The following is a 16,846-nucleotide window of genomic DNA, read 5'->3' on the forward strand; positions in this document are numbered from 1 at the left end:
ATGGGTCAGAAGTCAAACCCCATCGGCATGCGGCTGCAGATCAACCGCACGTGGGACAGCCGCTGGTACGCCGAAGGCGCGGACTATGGTCGTCTGCTGCTCGAGGATCTCCGGATCCGCAAGTACATCATGAAGACGATCCCGCAGGCCGCGATCTCGAAGGTCGTGATCGAGCGTCCGGCCAAGCTGTGCCGCATCGCGATCTATGCCGCACGCCCCGGCGTGATCATCGGCAAGAAGGGCGCGGACATCGAAAAGCTGCGCCGTGCGCTCGGCAAGATGACCTCGTCGGACGTGTCGCTGAACATCGTCGAGATCCGCAAGCCGGAAATCGATTCGAAGCTCGTCGCACAGGGCGTCGCCGATCAGCTCGAGCGTCGTATCGCTTTCCGCCGCGCGATGAAGCGCGCCGTGCAGGCCGCGCTGCGTCTGGGTGCCGAAGGCATCCGGATCACCTGCGCCGGCCGTCTCGGCGGTGCAGAGATCGCGCGCACCGAATGGTATCGTGAGGGTCGGGTGCCGCTGCACACGCTCCGCGCGAATGTCGATTATGCCGAAGCCGAAGCCCACACCGCTTATGGTGTGTGCGGTATCAAGGTCTGGATCTTCAAAGGTGAGATCCTGGGCCATGATCCGCTCGCTCAGGATCGGTTGATGATGGAAGCTCAGACGTCGGGGGTCCGGCCGGCGCGATAAGGGGTTCCCCCTTATCAGCGTCGCCTGATCGACCGGACAATCGGTGTCAGAAGGCGATAAAAAATGCTGCAACCAAAGCGCACTAAATTCCGCAAGGCCCATAAGGGCCGCATTCACGGCAACGCCCCCGGCGGTGCGACGCTCAACTTCGGCGCCTTCGGCCTGAAGGCTCTGGAGCCGGATCGCATCACGGCGCGTCAGATCGAGGCGGCTCGCCGCGCGATCACCCGTCACATCAAGCGCCAGGGGCGCTTGTGGATCCGGATCTTCCCGGACGTTCCGGTTTCGTCGAAGCCTGCCGAAGTCCGCATGGGCTCGGGTAAGGGTTCACCGGAATTCTGGGCTGCCCGCGTCAAGCCCGGCCGCATCCTGTTCGAACTGGATGGCGTGCCTGGTCCCATCGCCCGTGTCGCTTTCGAGCGTGCGATGGAGAAGCTGCCGATCAAGACCAAGGTCGTCGCTCGCTTCGGCGAGTCCGTGTACGAGGAACAGTAAGATGGCGAAGATCGCTGATCTCACAGCAAAGACCGACGACCAGCTTTCGGCTGATCTGGGCGAGCTGAAGCGCGAGCAGTTCAACCTGCGCTTCCAGGCTGCGACCAACCAGCTCGAGAAGCCGTCGCGGGTGCGTGTCGTGCGTCGCACGATCGCGCAGATCAAGACATTGCAGACGCAGCGCTCCGCTGCGGCTGCCAAGTAAGGAGCACCAGCCATGCCGAAGCGCGTGCTGACGGGTACGGTGGTCTCCGACAAGACCGACAAGACCGTTGTGGTGAAGGTCGAACGGCGCGTGAAGCACGCGCTGTACGGCAAGATCATCAAGCGTTCGAAGAAGTACCACGCTCATGACGAGGCGAATGCCTTTCGTGAGGGTGAGACGGTTCGCATTGAAGAATGCGCGCCGATTTCGAAACTGAAGTCGTGGAAGGTCGTCGACCGTGTGGATACACACGCGACGTCCACCCACGCCTGATTTGGAAGGGTCTGAACAATGATCCAGATGCAGACGAACCTCGAGGTCGCTGACAACAGCGGCGCAAAGAGGGTGCAGTGCATCAAGGTGCTGGGTGGTTCCAAGCGCCGTTTCGCGACCGTGGGCGACGTTATCGTCGTCTCGATCAAGGAAGCTGCACCGCGCGGCAAGGTGAAGAAGGGTGACGTGCATCGTGCCGTCATCGTCCGCACCGCCAAGGACATCCATCGCGCCGACGGATCGACGATCCGTTTCGACGGCAATGCTGCCGTGCTGATCAACAAGAATAGCGGCGAGCCGATCGGCACCCGCATTTTTGGCCCTGTGGTTCGCGAGCTTCGCGCGAAGAACCACATGAAGATCATCTCGCTCGCGCCAGAGGTGCTGTGAAATGTCCGCGCTGAAGATCAAGAAGGGCGACAAGGTCGTCATCCTGTCCGGCAAGGACAAGGGCAAGACCGGCGAAGTCACCAAGGCGTTCCCGAAGGACTCCAAGGTGATCGTGTCGGGCGTGAACATCGCCACGCGCCATCGCAAGGCATCGCAGGCCAACCCGCAGGGTGGCCTCGAGCGTTTCGAAGCGCCGCTGCATGTGTCGAACGTCGCGATCGCCGATCCGAAGACCGGTCAGGCGACCCGCGTTCGTTTCGAGACCAAGGACGGCAAGAAGGTCCGCGTGGCCGTCAAGTCCGGGGAGACGATCAATGGCTGATGCCTACATTCCGCGCTTCAAGAAGCTGTATGACGACACCGTCGTCGCAGCGATGACCGAGAAGTTCGGTTATAAGAACGCGATGGAAGTCCCGAAGATCACCAAGATCGTCCTGAACATGGGCGTGGGTGAAGCGACGCAGGACAAGAAGAAGGTCGAGCAGGCCGCCGCCGAAATGACGGCGATTGCCGGTCAGAAGGCCGTCGTCACCAAGGCTAAGAAGTCGATCGCACAGTTCAAGCTGCGCGAAGGCATGCCGATCGGTGCGAAGGTGACGCTGCGCCGCGAGCGGATGTACGAATTCCTCGATCGCTTCGTGACGGTCGCGCTTCCCCGCGTGCGCGATTTCCGTGGACTCAACCCCAAGTCGTTCGATGGCCGCGGCAACTATGCCACCGGCCTCAAGGAACAGCTGATCTTCCCGGAAATCAGCTACGACAAGGTGGATAATGTCCGCGGCATGGATGTGATCATCGCGACCACGGCGAAGACCGACGACGAAGCGCGCGAGCTGCTGCGTCTGTTCGGCTTCCCGTTCCCGGTGGAAAATCAGGATCAGAAGCAGGCGGCCTGATCGGCCCCTGCTTCCTGCGAAAGGAAGAACTTAAGTCATGGCGAAACTGAGTTCGATCAACAAGAACGAAAAGCGCAAGAAGCTGGTCAAGGCTTATGCGGGTAAATATGCACGCCTCAAGGCGGTTGCGAACGATCGGAGCAAGGACGAGACCGAGCGGTTGATCGCTCGCCTCAAGATGGCCGAGCTGCCCCGGAATGCGAACCCGACCCGGGTCCGCAACCGTTGCGAGCTCACGGGCCGTCCCCGCGCTTATTACCGCAAGTTCCGGCTGTGCCGTATTCAGCTGCGTGATCTGGCCAACAAGGGCCTGATCCCCGGCGTTACGAAGTCGAGCTGGTAAGGATAGAAGAACATGGCTCTGACCGATCCCCTGGGTGATTTGCTCACCCGCATCCGCAACGGGCAGCGTGCCCGCAAGGACAGCGTGGTTTCCCCCGCTTCCAAGCTGCGCGCCCGTGTCCTCGACGTGCTCCAGCGCGAAGGCTACATCCGTGGCTATAGCGCGGAAGACGTTGCCGGCCATGATGGCCTGCGCATCGAGCTGAAATATTTCGAAGGGCAGCCTGCGATCCAGCATGTCGCCCGTGTCTCCAAGCCTGGCCGTCGCGTCTATTCCGGTTCGAAGGAATTGCCGCGCGTCCGTAATGGCCTGGGCATCACCATTGTCTCCACGCCCAAGGGTGTTCTGTCCGACGCGGAAGCGCGCGAGCAGAATGTCGGCGGCGAGGTTCTCGCGGAGGTCTTCTGATGAGCCGCATTGGTAAGAAGCCGGTTGCCATTCCGGCAGGCGTCACCGCCGCGATCGATGGTCGTGTGTTGTCGGTCAAGGGCCCCAAGGGCACTCTGACCCTCGGCCTCGAAGAGGAAGTGACCTATGCCGTCGAGGACGGCCAGATCCAGGTCCTCCCGGCCAACGAGACCAAGCGGGCGCGCTCCTTCTGGGGCATGCAGCGCACGTTGGTGCAGAACCTGGTGACGGGCGTGACCGAGGGCTTCACGAAGACCTTGAACATCACGGGTGTCGGCTATCGCGCGAACAGCCAGGGCAAGAACCTGAAGCTGCAGCTCGGCTACAGCCACGACGTCGATTTCGTGATCCCGGAAGGGATCGAGATCAAGACGCCGGATCAGACGACCGTGCACATCACGGGCATCGACAAGCAGAAGGTCGGCCAGGTCGCCGCCGAAATTCGCCGCTGGCGCAAGCCGGAGCCCTATAAGGGCAAGGGCATCAAATATGCCGGCGAGTTCATCTTCCGCAAGGAAGGGAAGAAGAAGTAACATGGCCAAGCTTTCACTTTTCGATCGCCGCCGTCAGCGCGTTCGCACCGCGCTCCGTGCCAAGGGCAATATGCGGCCCCGCCTGTCGATCCATCGCTCGGGTCGTCACATCTATGCGCAGGTCATCGACGATCAGGCCGGCCGCACGGTGGCCGCCGCTTCGTCGCTCGACAAGGATCTGCGCGAGCAGACCGGCGCGACCGCCGAGGCGGCTGCCTCGGTCGGCAAGAAGGTTGCCGAGCGCGCCGTTGCAGCGGGCATCACCAAGGTGGTGTTCGATCGCGGTGGCTTCCTGTTCCATGGTCGCGTCAAGGCACTGGCCGATGCGGCCCGCGAAGGCGGATTGGAGTTTTAAATGGCTGACGAAACCGAAATCCAGGGCGGCGGCTCCGACGTCGTCGCAGCATCTTCCGCTCCGCCGGAAGGTGGCCGCGGTCCGCGCGGCGGACGTGGTCGTGGCCCGGGCGGCGGTGACAACCGCGGCGGTGGCCGTGGTCGTGACGGCAACAATCGTGGCCGTCGTGACGACCGCAAGGGTGGCAAGGACGAGCCGCAGGGCGAAGAGCTGATCGAAAAGCTCGTCCACATCAACCGCGTCTCGAAGACGGTAAAGGGCGGCAAGCGCTTCGGCTTTGCGGCACTCGTCGTCGTCGGCGACGGCAAGGGCCGGGTCGGCTTCGGTCATGGCAAGGCGCGCGAAGTGCCGGAAGCCATTTCGAAGGCGACGGCTGCTGCCAAGAAGGCGATGGTTCGCGTTCCGCTCCGTGAGGGCCGGACCCTGCACCATGACGGCATGGGCCATTTCGGCGCCGGTCGCGTCTATCTGCGCGCTGCCCCGTCGGGCACGGGCATCATCGCGGGTGGCCCGATGCGCGCCATCTTCGAAAGCCTGGGCGTGCATGATGTCGTGACCAAGTCGGTCGGCACCAACAATCCCTACAACATGATCCGTGCGACGTTCGAAGCGCTCACGGAACAGACCTCGCCGAAGTCGGTCGCTCAGCGCCGTGGCAAGAGGATCGCCGACCTGTTGGGTCGTGGCGGTGCTGCTGCCCCGGTTGCCGAAGCCGAAGCGGCGGCGATTGCGGAGTAATCGACGATGGCCACCATCAAGGTAACGCAGACCGGTTCGCCGATCCGCCGCACGCCGAACCAGCGCGCGACGCTGATCGGCCTCGGCCTGAACAAGATGCACCGCACCCGTGAACTCGAGGATACCCCCGAGGTCCGCGGGATGATCAAGAAGGTGCATCATATGGTAAAGGTCGAGGGCTAACCCCGACTAAAACCCCTCTTGCCTGGCAAGTGGGGGAGTTGGGGTTGACGTACGCGATCTTCGCGCTACGTCGCTCCATCTCGATATCCCTCTCCCGTCCGCGGGGGAGGGACATTTCATTTCAGCGCGAACATAGCGAAAGCGAGTGCACAACATGAAACTGAACGATCTCCGCGATAATGCAGGCGCCCGCAAGAGCCGGGTCCGCGTCGGGCGCGGCATCGGCTCCGGCCTGGGCAAGACCGCAGGGCGCGGCCAGAAGGGCCAGAAGAGCCGCGGTGGCGTCTCGATCAACGGCTTCGAGGGCGGTCAGATGCCGCTCCACATGCGGATCCCGAAGCGCGGCTTCAACAATATCTTCGCCAAGGACTTTGCCGAGGTGAATCTCGGCGCGATCCAGAAGCTGGTCGATGCCGGTTCGCTGGCAACCGACGGCGTGATCGATCATGCCGCGCTCAAGGCAGCCGGCGTTGCCCGTGGTGGCAAGGACGGCGTGCGCATCCTGGGCAAGGGCGCGCTGACCGCGAAGCTCTCGTTCAACGTGTCCGGCGTTTCCGCCGGCGCGAAGGCCGCGATCGAAGCCGCTGGTGGATCGGTCGAGGTGATCGAAGTGATCGCCGCTGCCGACAAGCACAAGGCGAAGCATCGCGTCGTCCAGAAGGCGAAGGCCGCCGACAAGGACGCCAAGAAGGCCGCGGCGAAAGCCTGAGCCGCCTTGCATTCGGTCTTAGACAAGGCCGGATCACACACTATATGAGGCGGCGGAGGGGCGACAAACGCTCCCCCGCCGTTTCCATTTTCGGGGTCTAATATCTCATGGCATCCGCCGCTGAACAAATGGCCGCCAATATCAGCCTGTCGCAATTCGCGAAGGCGAGCGATCTCAAGAAGCGCCTGTGGTTCACGCTCGGCGCGCTGATCGTCTTCCGTCTGCTCAGCCATGTGCCGCTGCCGGGCCTCGATCCCCGCGCGCTGCAGACCTTGTTCGATACGACCAAGGGCGGCGTGCTCGATTTCTTCAACACCTTCTCGGGTGGCGCGCTGACCCGTATGTCGCTGATCGCGCTTGGCGTGATGCCGTACATCACCGCTTCGATCGTGATCCAGCTCGCGACGTCGCTGTCGCCGACGCTCGCGGCGATCAAGAAGGAAGGCGAAAGCGGCCGCAAGAAGCTCAACCAGTACACGCGTTATGGCACGGTGCTGCTAACCGCGATCCAGGGCTATTTCATCGCCGTGGGTCTGGAGAGCTGGGGCGCCAGCGCCGGGCTCGAAGCGGTGATCGTCGACCCCTATCTGTTCCGCGTGACAACGGTGATCTCGCTGATCGGTGGTACGATGTTCCTGATGTGGCTGGGCGAGCAGATCACCAGCCGCGGCATCGGCAACGGCGTGTCGCTGATCATCATGGCCGGTATCGTCTCGCAGCTGCCGACCGCGCTCGCCAACGTGTTCGAGAGCGGCCGCACCGGATCGCTCTCGCCGATCCTGATCATCGGCGTGCTGATCCTCGTCGTCGGGATGGTCGCGTTCATCGTGTTCATGGAGCGCGCGCAGCGCCGGGTGCTGATCCAGTATCCGAAGCGCCAGACCGCGCGCGGGCATATGCAGGCCGACAAGAGCCACCTGCCGCTCAAGATCAACACCGCCAACGTGATCCCGCCGATCTTCGCCTCGTCGCTGCTGCTGATGCCGTTGACGATCAGCCAGTTCGCGGGGAAGCGGATCGCTGGCGAGAGCATGTGGGGCGATTTCATCATCGCCGTGAACCAGTATCTGCAGCACGGCACGCCGCTCTACATGGCGCTCTATGCCGGTGGCATCATCTTCTTCTGCTTCTTCTACACCGCAGTGGTGTTCAATCCGGAAGAGACGGCGGATAATCTGAAACGTTATGGCGGCTTCATCCCCGGCATCCGGCCGGGCAAGACGACCGCCGACTATCTCGATTATGTGCTGACCCGGATCACCGTACTCGGCGCGGCCTATCTGACATTCATCTGTCTCGTTCCGGAATTCCTCTTCGCGCAGGCGAAGATTCCATTCTACCTCGGTGGGACTAGCCTTCTCATCGTGGTCAACGTAACGATCGATACCGTCACCCAGATTCAGAGCCATTTGCTCGCGCATCAATATGGTGATCTGATCAAGAAGGCCAAGCTCAAGGGGGGAATGCGGCGTTGAATATCATATTGCTGGGACCGCCCGGCGCCGGGAAGGGAACCCAGGCGTCGAAACTCGTGTCCGATCGCGGCATGGTGCAGCTTTCGACCGGCGATATGCTGCGGGCTGCGGTCAAGGCCGGGTCGCCCGTCGGGCTCAAGGCGAAGGCCGTGATGGACGCCGGCGAACTGGTGTCCGACGATATCGTTTCCGGCATCATCGGCGAGGCGCTCGATGCGCTGCCGATCGACACCGGGGTGATCTTCGACGGCTATCCGCGCACCGAGGCGCAGGCCTTGTCGCTCGATGGCCTGCTCGCCGATCGTCATCGCAAGCTGGATCATGTGATTGAACTCGAAGTCGATGAGGATGCGCTGGTCGAGCGGATTACGGGGCGTTTCACCTGCGCCAAATGTGGCGCGGGCTATCATGATACGTTCCTGACGCCGAAGGTCGATGGCGTCTGCGACAGTTGCGGCAGCACCGAATTCAAGCGCCGGCCAGACGATAATGAGGAAACCGTTCGTACGCGGATGGCCGAATATCGCGGCAAGACGGCGCCGATCCTGCCGATCTACGAGGCGCGCGGCCTGGTCTCGCGGGTCGATGGCATGGCATCAATGGAGGCGGTTTCGGCGGCCATCAATGCGATACTTGGCACCTGATTTCGTCAAGGTTGCGACGACGATATTATCGGACCTGCCGAAGGCCGGAAAGCTGCACTTGGCTTTCCGGCCTTTTCATGCATGAATATGGGCATGGCGCCGAGATCGGATCAACCAGTCAGAAGACGGCGACGGCGAAGGAGCAGAGCTTCGCGCGTCGGCCGCGAAGTATCGGGCTGGTTGTCGCTACTGATCATCGGAATCCGCAAGATCTACCATTGGGTGATGCTGTTCATCCTGATTGCGATCATCTTGTTGGTAGGCTTTGCCTATCCGCTATTCGCCTGAGAAGTTTCTGTAACGAAATGGGCTTGCCGAGCCGTGCAATTCGCGGGATGGCTAGCATCCCATCGATCGAGTCACAGGGCGTGGCTGAGATCACAAAATATGCGGGGGATGACGAATATGGCCGTTTCCGATCATGTCGACTTGCCGACATTCATTGCTGGCGTGAGCAAGCGTAACCCGGGTCAGCCCGAGTTTGTGCAGGCTGTTACCGAGGTTGCCGAAGACATTTACGACTTCATTGGCGACAAGGAACAGTATCACAAATATCAGATCCTGCGCCGCATCGCCGAGCCGGATCGCGTGATCTCGTTCCGCGTCTGCTGGGAAGATGATGCGGGCAATATCCGCGTTCAGCGTGGCTGGCGCGTCCAGAACAACAATTCGATCGGGCCGTACAAGGGCGGCATCCGTTTCCACCCGTCGGTGACCGAAAGCGTGCTCAAGTTCCTCGCGTTCGAACAGACTTTCAAGAACGCGCTGACCGGGCTGCCGATGGGCGGCGGCAAGGGTGGTTCGAACTTCAATCCGAAGGGCAAGAGCTCGAACGAAGTCATGCGCTTCTGCCAGAGCTTCATGACCGAGCTGTATCGCCATATCGGTGCGGACGTCGACGTCCCCGCCGGCGATATCGGCGTCGGTGGCCGTGAAATCGGCTATATGTTCGGCCAGTATAAGCGCATCACCAACGAGTTCACTGGCGTGCTGACCGGCAAGGGGCTCGAGTGGGGCGGTTCGCTGATCCGCACCGAAGCCACCGGCTATGGTGCGACCTACTTCCTGCTCGAAATGCTCAAGACCAAGGGCAAGGATCTCGTCGGTCTCAACGCCGTGATCTCGGGCTCGGGCAACGTCGCCACCCACGCGGCCGAAAAGGTCAACCAGCTCGGCGGCAAGGTGCTCACCCTCTCCGACTCCGAAGGCTATATCTACGATCCGGAAGGCATCACCCAGGACAAGGTGAACTGGGTCAAGGAACTCAAGAACAAGCGCCGCGGCCGCATCTCCGAATATGTGAAGGAGTTCACCGGTGCGCAGTTCCACGGCGGCGGTGCGCGCCCATGGGCGGTGCCGTGCGATGTCGCGATGCCGTGCGCGACGCAGAATGAGCTGAATGGCGACGATGCCAAGCTGCTCATCAAGAATGGCTGCTTCGCGGTGTCCGAAGGCGCCAATATGCCGACCGATCTCAAGGGCGTGCATGTGTTCAAGGATGCGAAGATCCTGTTCGCGCCGGGCAAGGCGGCCAATGCTGGCGGCGTCGCGGTCTCTGGCCTCGAGATGAGCCAGAACAGCTCGCGCATCTCGTGGAAGGAAGAGGATCTGCAGAAGATGCTCATCGACATCATGCAGGGCATCCATAAGAGCTGCGTCGAATATGGCGGCTCGGCCGGTTCCGATCATATCGACTATGTGAAGGGCGCGAACATCGCGGGCTTCAAGAAGGTCGCGGACGCCATGCTGGCTTACGGCGTGGTGTGATCCGCCGGCGGACGATATCGCCCGCCGCAAGGTGGAAAAGGGCCTCCTCCCGCGCGGGAGGGGGCCCTTTTGCTTGTGCAGATCGTGACGGACGCGGAACCCTATGCGGCGATGATGCGTAGATCCCGGGAATAAGATCGGGAGTATGTATGCGTCACAGGTTCACCGCCGCCCTTCCGCTGGGCATGTTGTTGCTGGCATCGTGCGGTCCGCACAAGCTGGCGCTTCCCGACAATCCGGTGGATCGGGCAGCGACGTGTGCGGTCGTCAGCGCCGCATCGTCCCGCGCCAGCGCGCCATCGGTCGCGGGCGGGCTGGGTTTCGATGCGCAGACGCAGATCATTCATTATGCGATGCTGGCGGGCACCGATGACAAGGGGCTTTCCGCCAAGCGAACCGCAGCCGTCATCGCCCGGATGAGCGAGCTCGAGGGGCATATCACCGGCGGCAAGTGGCAGAAGCTGGCGGGCCCGTGCAACCAGGCCTTTCCCGAGGTCAAGAAGGTCACCGGTATCGCATTGCCGGCGTCGAAGTTCGATGCCCAGCTCGGCTGCTATGCGTTGGGCGACTTCCTGACCCGTTCGGTACAGACGAGCGATCCGAAAGGTGAAACGACGCTTGCGACCTACAGCAAGCTGCATCGCAAGCTGGACGCCCCGATCGGCGCCGGATTGAAGGAACGGGGTGCTTCAAAGGTCGAGAAGACCCAATTGCTGAAGGACGAAGCGCTTGGGCGCATGACGCGCCTTGGCGCCCCCGTGAAGGTCATGGAGATGTGCACGAGCCGTTTCACCTGAGGGGGTGACCGGGCGATCGGCTATAGCGGCTCCGTCGGGCGGGCGGGGCGCTCCCCGAAATCACGCTGCCACAGGCCGACATCGTGCCACCCGTCGAGCTTGAAGCCGACTTGCCGGTACAGACCCTGATGCACGAACCCCATCGCCTCGTGCAGCCCGACCGAACCGGCATTGGGCAGCGCTATGGCACCGATCGCGGCCTGATAGCCCTGACGCGCGAGCCGGTCGAGCAGCGGGGCATAGAGTGCCCGGCCGATACCGCGCCGGTGAAAACCGTCGGCGATATAGACGGTGGTTTCCACCACCCAACGATAGGCCGCCCGCGCCCGGAACGACGTGGCATAAGCATAGCCGCAAACCGCGCCGCCTTGCTCGGCGACAAGCCAGGGAAAGCGTGCGCTCGTCTCGACGATCCGGTTCCGCATTTCGGCGGCATCCGGGGCATCGATCTCGAACGTGATCACCGTGTCGTGGACATAAGGCGCATAGATCGCGGCAATAGCGGCCGCATCGGCGGGAGACGCGTCGCGGACGATCAGTGCGCCAGCCACGCCAGCAAGCTCTGCTCGATGCTGATATCGCGAGGCGTGGCGGGCGGCACGTTCGATTCGCATTCGAGGCATCGCACCTGGATCGCGGGGCCGCCCAGGATCGATCGGGCGTCGGCCAATGCGCGCAGCAAGAGCTGATCGGGCTTCGCGGCGATCCTGCTCCACGGATCGCGCGCCGACGGATCGTCCGCGCTGCGATCGGGGGTGAAGAACGACTTGACCATCTGTTTCCAGGCGCTGGGTTGTTTCTCGATATAGAGCGGGGTTGCGCCGGCCGGATCGACCTTGGCCATTTTCGCGGCCTCGGCAATGGCATCGTCAACCGAGCCATAGGCATCGACCAGGCCGAGTTGCTTCGCGCTGCTCGCTGCCCATACGCGACCCTCGGCAATCTGCCGCACGCGGGCGATCGGCAGCTTGCGCGATTGTGAGACGAGGGTGGTGAACCGGGCGTAGATGTCCTCGATCGATGCCTGCAGCATGATATCGAATTGCGGCGACGTTCCCCGCAGCACGTCGGGCTCGCCCGATAGCGGTGTCGTCTTCACGCCATCGGCCGTGAGGCCCAATTTGGCGAGCGATCCCTGGAAGGTCGGGATGATCCCGAACACGCCGATCGAACCGGTGACGGTTGCCGGATCGGCAAAGATCTTGTCGGCGGGAGTCGATACCCAATAGCCCCCGCTCGCGGCTACGCCGCCCATGGAGACGACCACAGGCAGGTTGCGGGCTTTCGCCTGCATGATCGCCGATCGGATCTGTTCGGATGCCATCACCGATCCGCCCGGCGAATCGACGCGCACGACAAGTGCCTTGATGCGGTTGCGCGCCAGTTCGTCGAGCAGCAGCCCCGAAATCGTTTCCCCGCCGGCGGTGCCCGCGGGTGCCTTGCCGTCGACGATCGTGCCGGCGATGGTGAGCACGCCGATCGGTGAGCCACCGGTCTTCTCGGGGTGCGAGGCGGCCCAGCGATCGAGTGGTATCGCCCGATATTTGTTGATGCCACCGCCATCGGCATCGCCCGCGAGCGAAGCCACGCGGGCGTTGAAGGCATTGCGGTCGCCGAGATGATCGACAAGTTTCGCCTTGAGGGCGGCGTTGGCCATATTGCCATGGGCGGCGAGCGCGACGGCATCCGGATGGGCGATATAGTCCGCGAGCTGGGCCTTGGGGCGTGCGGCCAGCACGTTGCTCCGCCAGCTCGCCCACAGCGCATCGGCGAGCGCTTGATTGGCGGCCCGCGCTGCCGGGGATTGATCGCTGCGAATATAGGGTTCGACTGCCGACTTGAACTCACCAACCCGATAGATCTTGGTCGTCACGCCAAGCTTGTCGAGCAGGCCCTTATAATAGAGATGTTCGCCGCCCGGCCCGGTCAGCAGCACCGCGCCGAGCGGGTTCAACCAGATTTCGGTCGCATGGGATGCGAGCTGATAGCCGTCGTCGCTATAGCCGGTGGCATAGGCCAGCACCGGCTTGCCGGCTGCGCGTGCCTTGTCGACCGCGGCGGCAGCGGCGGCGACCGCCGCCTGGCTACCGCCGGTGAAGGCGTCGAGATCGAGGACGATGGCCTTTACATTGTTCGATATTGCCGCCGTTTCGAGCGAGCGTTCGACGTCGCGGAGGCGATGCTCGCGCGCGACGCCGGCATTGCCCGAGAGCAGGCTGAGCGGATCGGCGTCCGCGGGCTGCTCGACCAAAGACCCGCTGAGATCGACGACAAGCGCGCCCGATGTCGGCGTTACGCTGTTCGGCTTCACCGAAAGCGCCACGAACAGCAGGCTGAAAAAGATCAGCATCGCCAGCAGGACCAGCGCGTCCTTGACGCCGACCAGCAGTTTCCAGAGCCCCCGTACCAGCGTCATCGAATTCACCTGTCCACCCGCGGTGATCGATCGCCGCATATTTTCCTAAATGCGGATTTGGCGGTGCTTGTGCAATGGCGCTGAACCGCGACGCGGCAAATTCATGCCTGCGCCTGCGTTTGGCTCGCCGATAGCGAGACGTCGACGCCAACGCTCAACACTTCGTGGCCGCCGCCGATGCGGGCGCCGGAAATCGGCGCGGCATCGCGATAGTCGAGCCCCTGGGCGACCCTGACATAGGCTTCGTGCGGGCATCGATCGTTGACTGCATCGAAGCCGATCCAGCCATATTCGGGCACGTATAATTCGGCCCAGAATTGTGGTGCCTGGCTGGTCTCGATGCCGTCATCGTCGCTGTAGATATAGCCGGTGACGAAACGGGCGGGGAAACCGGCGGTACGGGCGGTGGCGATCAGGACATGCGCGATATCCATGCTGCAACCCGCCCCGCTCCGGATGACATCGGCGGCGGACCGGGTCTCGGTGCTGCGATGGGGGGTGCAGGCGATCAGTTCGTGGATCGTCGTGTTGAGCAGATGCGCCCGCTCCAGCGGCTCGGCCGGGCCGTCGCCGAATGGCGCAGCGATCTCAACGATCGCCGGATTGATGCCGGTCAACTCGGTCGGGCGCAGGAAGACGGCGGGCGGGAGCGGCTCCATCGCGCCCGAAATCACGCCGGCGCGATCCTCGGTCAGCACTTCGCCCGTCACACTGATCCCGACGCGCTCGATCGGACCTTGCAGATACAGCATCGAAATGATGTTGCCAAAACCATCGCGCGACGGCTTCAGCCGAGCGTCGCAATCGATATCAATCCGCCAGTGGACGATGTTCTGGCTGCGGCAGTTGTCCGGTGTCATGCGCAGCATCTGGACCACGCGCGCCTGCGGCTCCGTAAAACGATATTCCGTGCGATGATGGATGAAGAGCTGCATTAGCCGAACCGGAATTGTGAGCCGATCGCTTGGTGGATGCGGGCATTTTCGTCAATGAAATCCTGCAGCCATTCGTGCAGGCCCCGCGCGAAAATCTGATCGATCGAGATCCGATCGAGCGTGCTCTGGCGCAGTCGCGCGAGCCGGTCGGCCTCGCCCTGAAGGCCGGTGCGCTTGCCGATCGCGTTGAGATGGGCAACCGCCTCGTCGGACGATGCCGCGAGCGAGCGTGGCAGCTCCTTCCTGAGCGCGAGCAGCTCCGCCACCAACCAGGGCTTCAGCCCTTCGCTATAGAGCCAGCGATAGGCGGTGACGGCCGACACCGTGTGCAGGATCGTGGTCCATTGATCGCGATCGAGCTGCCCGCCCACCCGGTCGCCCTCAGGTAGCAGCAGGTGATATTTCACGTCGATCAGGCGCGCCGTATTGTCGGCCCGTTCGATCGCCGCGCCGAGCCCGATGAAGCTATAGGCTTCGTTGCGCAGCATACGGTGCAACGCGCCTTCAAACCCGCGCGTCTCGGCCCGGATAGTTTCGACGATCGCGAGGGTCGCCTGGCTGTTGCCGGTGGTGCCGCGTCCGCGCAGGCCCAGCCAGGCGCGATTGATCGCCTCCCAGGCATCGCGGCTGAGCGCGGTGCGCACCGACTTGGCATTGCTGCGCGCCGCATCAAGGCAGGATCGGATCGAGTTCGGGTTGTTCGCCGCCAGCGTCAGATAGCGGCTGATATTGAGCGGAGAGCGCGATTCGCCGGTCAGATCGAAATCATAATCGGCGGATGCGACAAGCAAGGCGCTATCCCACGCGGCCTGGCCGGCGGGGCGGGGCGAGAGGGCATCGAGACGGATGGTTGCTTCTATCAGGCGTGCGGTGAATTCAGCACGCTCGACATAGCGGCCGATCCAGTAGAGCGAGCTGGCGGTACGGGAAAGCATGCGATCAGCCCTCCCTTCTGTTGCTATTGGCGAGGATCAGGCTGTCCTTGGTGCCGCCCCCCTGGCTGCTGTTGACGACCAGCGATCCTTCGCGCAGCGCAACGCGGGTCAGGCCGCCTGGCGTTATGGTGACACCGTTCGCCCCCGACAGCACAAACGGCCGGAAGTCGACATGGCGCGGCGCCACACCGCGCTCGGTGAGCGTGGGTACGGTCGACAGCGCAAGTGTCGGCTGTGCGATATAGCGTTGCGGCTCGGCGATCAGGGCCGCGCGGAAATCCTCGATCTGCTGCCGGGATGCCGTCGGGCCGACGAGCATGCCATAGCCGCCGGATCCATCGACAAGTTTGACGACCAGCTTCTCCAGATTGTCGAGCGTGTATTTCAGCGCCTGCGGCTCGCGGCAGCGATAGGTTTCGACATTGGGCAGCTTGGCGTCACCGCCAGAGTAATATTTCACGATTTCAGGCATATAGCTATAGATTGCCTTATCGTCGGCGATGCCGGTGCCCGGCGCGTTCACCAATGCGACATTGCCAGCCATATAAGCGGCGATCAATCCGGGTACTCCGAGCAGTGAATCCGGCTTGAATACCAGCGGATCGATATAGTCATCGTCGATCCGGCGATAGATCACGTCGACCTTCACCCGCCCTTCGATCGTGCCCATCCAGACCTGATCGTCATCGACTTCAAGATCGGCGGCCTCGACGAGCTCGATCCCCATCGAGTCGGCGAGGAAACTGTGCTCGTAAAAGGCGGAATTATAATGGCCGGGCGTCAGGAGTACGCAGACTGGGCTGTTGCCCGATGGACGCGGCGCCACCGACTGCAGGGTTTCGAGCAGGGAATCGGGATAGGAATCGATCGGGCGGACCGCGAACTGCTCGAACAGTTCGGGGCATAGCCGAAGCATCGCTTCGCGATTTTCAAGCATATAGGAGACGCCCGACGGGGTGCGGGCATTGTCCTCAAGTACCCAGAAGTCGTCCGGGCCGGTCCGCACCAGATCGATCCCGCAAATATGCGCGAAGATGTCATGCGGTGGCCGGGCACCGGCCAGCATCGGGCGAAATTGCGGATTGCCCAGGATCAGCTCTTCGGGAACGATGCCGTCCTTGATGATCTTTCGCGCGCCATAAACGTCAGCGAGGAATGCGTTGATGGCCTGGACCCGTTGCACCAGGCCTTCCGAAAGGTTGGACCATTCCCGATCGGTGAAAACGCGCGGCACGATATCGAAGGGAATGATCCGTTCGGCGGATTCGTCTTCGCCATATACGGCAAAGGTGATGCCCAATTGTCGGAATGCCGATTCCGCTGCCTTTTGACGCCGATCGAGCTCGGCTGCCGGGGTGGTTTTGATCCAGTTCGCAAGTTCGGCAAATTCCGGCCTGCCCGCCGGATCTCCCGGTGTCCCCATGATCTCGTCGAAAGCGGGTGTCTTCGGCATAAGCTCCGCATGTTTTCTTGTGTACGAGGCCAATGTTGCAACGCTTTGTTGCGCTGCACAAGGGACTATCGAGAGATCGTAATTCAGATTGTGCCGGTTGCAATCCCTCTCCGGTCGAACGTCCGGTCGTGGCGTTCGTTCCGATCATCTAAAGTGTTCGAGTTATTGGATAATATAAAAACGAAAGGCCCGCGAAACTG

23 protein-coding genes are annotated in these 16,846 nt (G+C 62.4%); 18 read left to right on the forward strand and 5 right to left on the reverse strand.

Going from position 1 to position 16,846, the window contains the following annotated elements; all coding sequences use genetic code 11:
• The 18 genes from rpsC (at nucleotide 1) to BLS13_RS00945 (ending at nucleotide 10,907) form a co-directional block, all read left to right on the forward strand.
• Complete coding sequence (rpsC, locus tag BLS13_RS00860) at nucleotides 1-696, forward strand: 30S ribosomal protein S3 (protein ID WP_037526518.1); 696 nt, start codon at nucleotides 1-3, stop codon at nucleotides 694-696.
• Nucleotides 697-759: 63 nt separating this feature from the next.
• Entirely contained in the window at nucleotides 760-1,191 is a 432-nt protein-coding gene (gene rplP / locus BLS13_RS00865) for a 50S ribosomal protein L16 (RefSeq protein WP_037526517.1), read from the forward strand.
• Nucleotide 1,192: 1 nt separating this feature from the next.
• Complete coding sequence (gene rpmC, locus BLS13_RS00870) at nucleotides 1,193-1,396, forward strand: 50S ribosomal protein L29 (RefSeq protein ID WP_093448986.1); 204 nt, start codon at nucleotides 1,193-1,195, stop codon at nucleotides 1,394-1,396.
• A gap of 12 nt (nucleotides 1,397-1,408) precedes the next feature.
• Complete coding sequence (gene rpsQ, locus BLS13_RS00875; protein ID WP_037526513.1) at nucleotides 1,409-1,669, forward strand: 30S ribosomal protein S17; 261 nt, start codon at nucleotides 1,409-1,411, stop codon at nucleotides 1,667-1,669.
• Nucleotides 1,670-1,687: 18 nt separating this feature from the next.
• On the forward strand, nucleotides 1,688-2,059 hold the full coding sequence (rplN, locus tag BLS13_RS00880; protein WP_037526512.1) for a 50S ribosomal protein L14: 372 nt from the start codon (nucleotides 1,688-1,690) through the stop codon (nucleotides 2,057-2,059).
• A gap of 1 nt (nucleotide 2,060) precedes the next feature.
• On the forward strand, nucleotides 2,061-2,381 hold the full coding sequence (gene rplX, locus BLS13_RS00885) for a 50S ribosomal protein L24 (RefSeq protein ID WP_037526511.1): 321 nt from the start codon (nucleotides 2,061-2,063) through the stop codon (nucleotides 2,379-2,381).
• Nucleotides 2,374-2,955, forward strand: a complete 582-nt coding sequence (gene rplE, locus BLS13_RS00890; RefSeq protein ID WP_093448989.1) for a 50S ribosomal protein L5 — start codon at nucleotides 2,374-2,376, stop codon at nucleotides 2,953-2,955. The genes rplX and rplE overlap by 8 nt, the downstream gene beginning before the upstream one ends.
• Before the next feature lie 37 nt (nucleotides 2,956-2,992).
• A complete protein-coding gene (gene rpsN, locus BLS13_RS00895) occupies nucleotides 2,993-3,298 on the forward strand; it encodes a 30S ribosomal protein S14 (protein ID WP_037526509.1) in 306 nt (101 codons plus the stop codon).
• Nucleotides 3,299-3,310: 12 nt separating this feature from the next.
• Nucleotides 3,311-3,706 carry a 30S ribosomal protein S8 gene (rpsH, locus tag BLS13_RS00900; protein ID WP_093448992.1) on the forward strand — a complete coding sequence of 132 codons (396 nt, stop codon included), beginning with the start codon at nucleotides 3,311-3,313 and terminating at the stop codon, nucleotides 3,704-3,706.
• A complete protein-coding gene (rplF, locus tag BLS13_RS00905; RefSeq protein WP_093448994.1) occupies nucleotides 3,706-4,239 on the forward strand; it encodes a 50S ribosomal protein L6 in 534 nt (177 codons plus the stop codon). The genes rpsH and rplF overlap by 1 nt, the downstream gene beginning before the upstream one ends.
• A gap of 1 nt (nucleotide 4,240) precedes the next feature.
• Nucleotides 4,241-4,594, forward strand: a complete 354-nt coding sequence (rplR, locus tag BLS13_RS00910; RefSeq protein ID WP_037526506.1) for a 50S ribosomal protein L18 — start codon at nucleotides 4,241-4,243, stop codon at nucleotides 4,592-4,594.
• The gene (rpsE, locus tag BLS13_RS00915) at nucleotides 4,595-5,332 is read left to right on the forward strand and encodes a 30S ribosomal protein S5 (RefSeq protein ID WP_093448997.1); all 738 of its coding nucleotides are present in this window, start codon (nucleotides 4,595-4,597) and stop codon (nucleotides 5,330-5,332) included.
• A 6-nt stretch (nucleotides 5,333-5,338) separates the two neighbouring features.
• Nucleotides 5,339-5,515: a 50S ribosomal protein L30 gene (gene rpmD, locus BLS13_RS00920; protein WP_037526503.1), complete on the forward strand. Its 177-nt coding sequence runs from the start codon at nucleotides 5,339-5,341 to the stop codon at nucleotides 5,513-5,515.
• A gap of 154 nt (nucleotides 5,516-5,669) precedes the next feature.
• Complete coding sequence (gene rplO / locus BLS13_RS00925) at nucleotides 5,670-6,224, forward strand: 50S ribosomal protein L15 (RefSeq protein WP_093448999.1); 555 nt, start codon at nucleotides 5,670-5,672, stop codon at nucleotides 6,222-6,224.
• Nucleotides 6,225-6,331: 107 nt separating this feature from the next.
• Entirely contained in the window at nucleotides 6,332-7,699 is a 1,368-nt protein-coding gene (secY, locus tag BLS13_RS00930) for a preprotein translocase subunit SecY (RefSeq protein ID WP_037526501.1), read from the forward strand.
• Nucleotides 7,696-8,343, forward strand: a complete 648-nt coding sequence (locus BLS13_RS00935; RefSeq protein WP_093449002.1) for an adenylate kinase — start codon at nucleotides 7,696-7,698, stop codon at nucleotides 8,341-8,343. The genes secY and BLS13_RS00935 overlap by 4 nt, the downstream gene beginning before the upstream one ends.
• Before the next feature lie 405 nt (nucleotides 8,344-8,748).
• Entirely contained in the window at nucleotides 8,749-10,110 is a 1,362-nt protein-coding gene (gdhA, locus tag BLS13_RS00940) for an NADP-specific glutamate dehydrogenase (protein WP_093449005.1), read from the forward strand.
• Between the two features lie 149 nt (nucleotides 10,111-10,259).
• A complete protein-coding gene (locus BLS13_RS00945; protein ID WP_093449007.1) occupies nucleotides 10,260-10,907 on the forward strand; it encodes a hypothetical protein in 648 nt (215 codons plus the stop codon).
• 20 nt (nucleotides 10,908-10,927) lie between these two features.
• Here BLS13_RS00945 and BLS13_RS00950 read toward each other — a convergent pair whose 3' ends face one another.
• The 5 genes from BLS13_RS00950 to BLS13_RS00970 all read right to left on the reverse strand — a co-directional run bounded on the left by BLS13_RS00950 (nucleotide 10,928) and on the right by BLS13_RS00970 (nucleotide 16,646).
• Entirely contained in the window at nucleotides 10,928-11,458 is a 531-nt protein-coding gene (locus BLS13_RS00950; RefSeq protein WP_256325639.1) for an arsinothricin resistance N-acetyltransferase ArsN1 family B, read from the reverse strand.
• The gene (sppA, locus tag BLS13_RS00955) at nucleotides 11,443-13,323 is read right to left on the reverse strand and encodes a signal peptide peptidase SppA (RefSeq protein ID WP_093449494.1); all 1,881 of its coding nucleotides are present in this window, start codon (nucleotides 13,321-13,323) and stop codon (nucleotides 11,443-11,445) included. Before sppA ends, BLS13_RS00950 begins: the two co-directional genes overlap by 16 nt.
• 101 nt (nucleotides 13,324-13,424) lie before the next feature.
• Nucleotides 13,425-14,258, reverse strand: coding sequence for a transglutaminase family protein (locus tag BLS13_RS00960; protein WP_093449014.1), 834 nt, complete (start codon nucleotides 14,256-14,258; stop codon nucleotides 13,425-13,427).
• On the reverse strand, nucleotides 14,258-15,193 hold the full coding sequence (locus BLS13_RS00965) for an alpha-E domain-containing protein (RefSeq protein WP_093449016.1): 936 nt from the start codon (nucleotides 15,191-15,193) through the stop codon (nucleotides 14,258-14,260). Before BLS13_RS00965 ends, BLS13_RS00960 begins: the two co-directional genes overlap by 1 nt.
• A 4-nt stretch (nucleotides 15,194-15,197) precedes the next feature.
• On the reverse strand, nucleotides 15,198-16,646 hold the full coding sequence (locus BLS13_RS00970) for a circularly permuted type 2 ATP-grasp protein (RefSeq protein ID WP_093449020.1): 1,449 nt from the start codon (nucleotides 16,644-16,646) through the stop codon (nucleotides 15,198-15,200).
• Nucleotides 16,647-16,846 lie beyond the last annotated feature (200 nt).

The organism is Sphingomonas sp. YR710, assembly GCF_900101455.1.
GTDB lineage: Bacteria > Pseudomonadota > Alphaproteobacteria > Sphingomonadales > Sphingomonadaceae > Rhizorhabdus.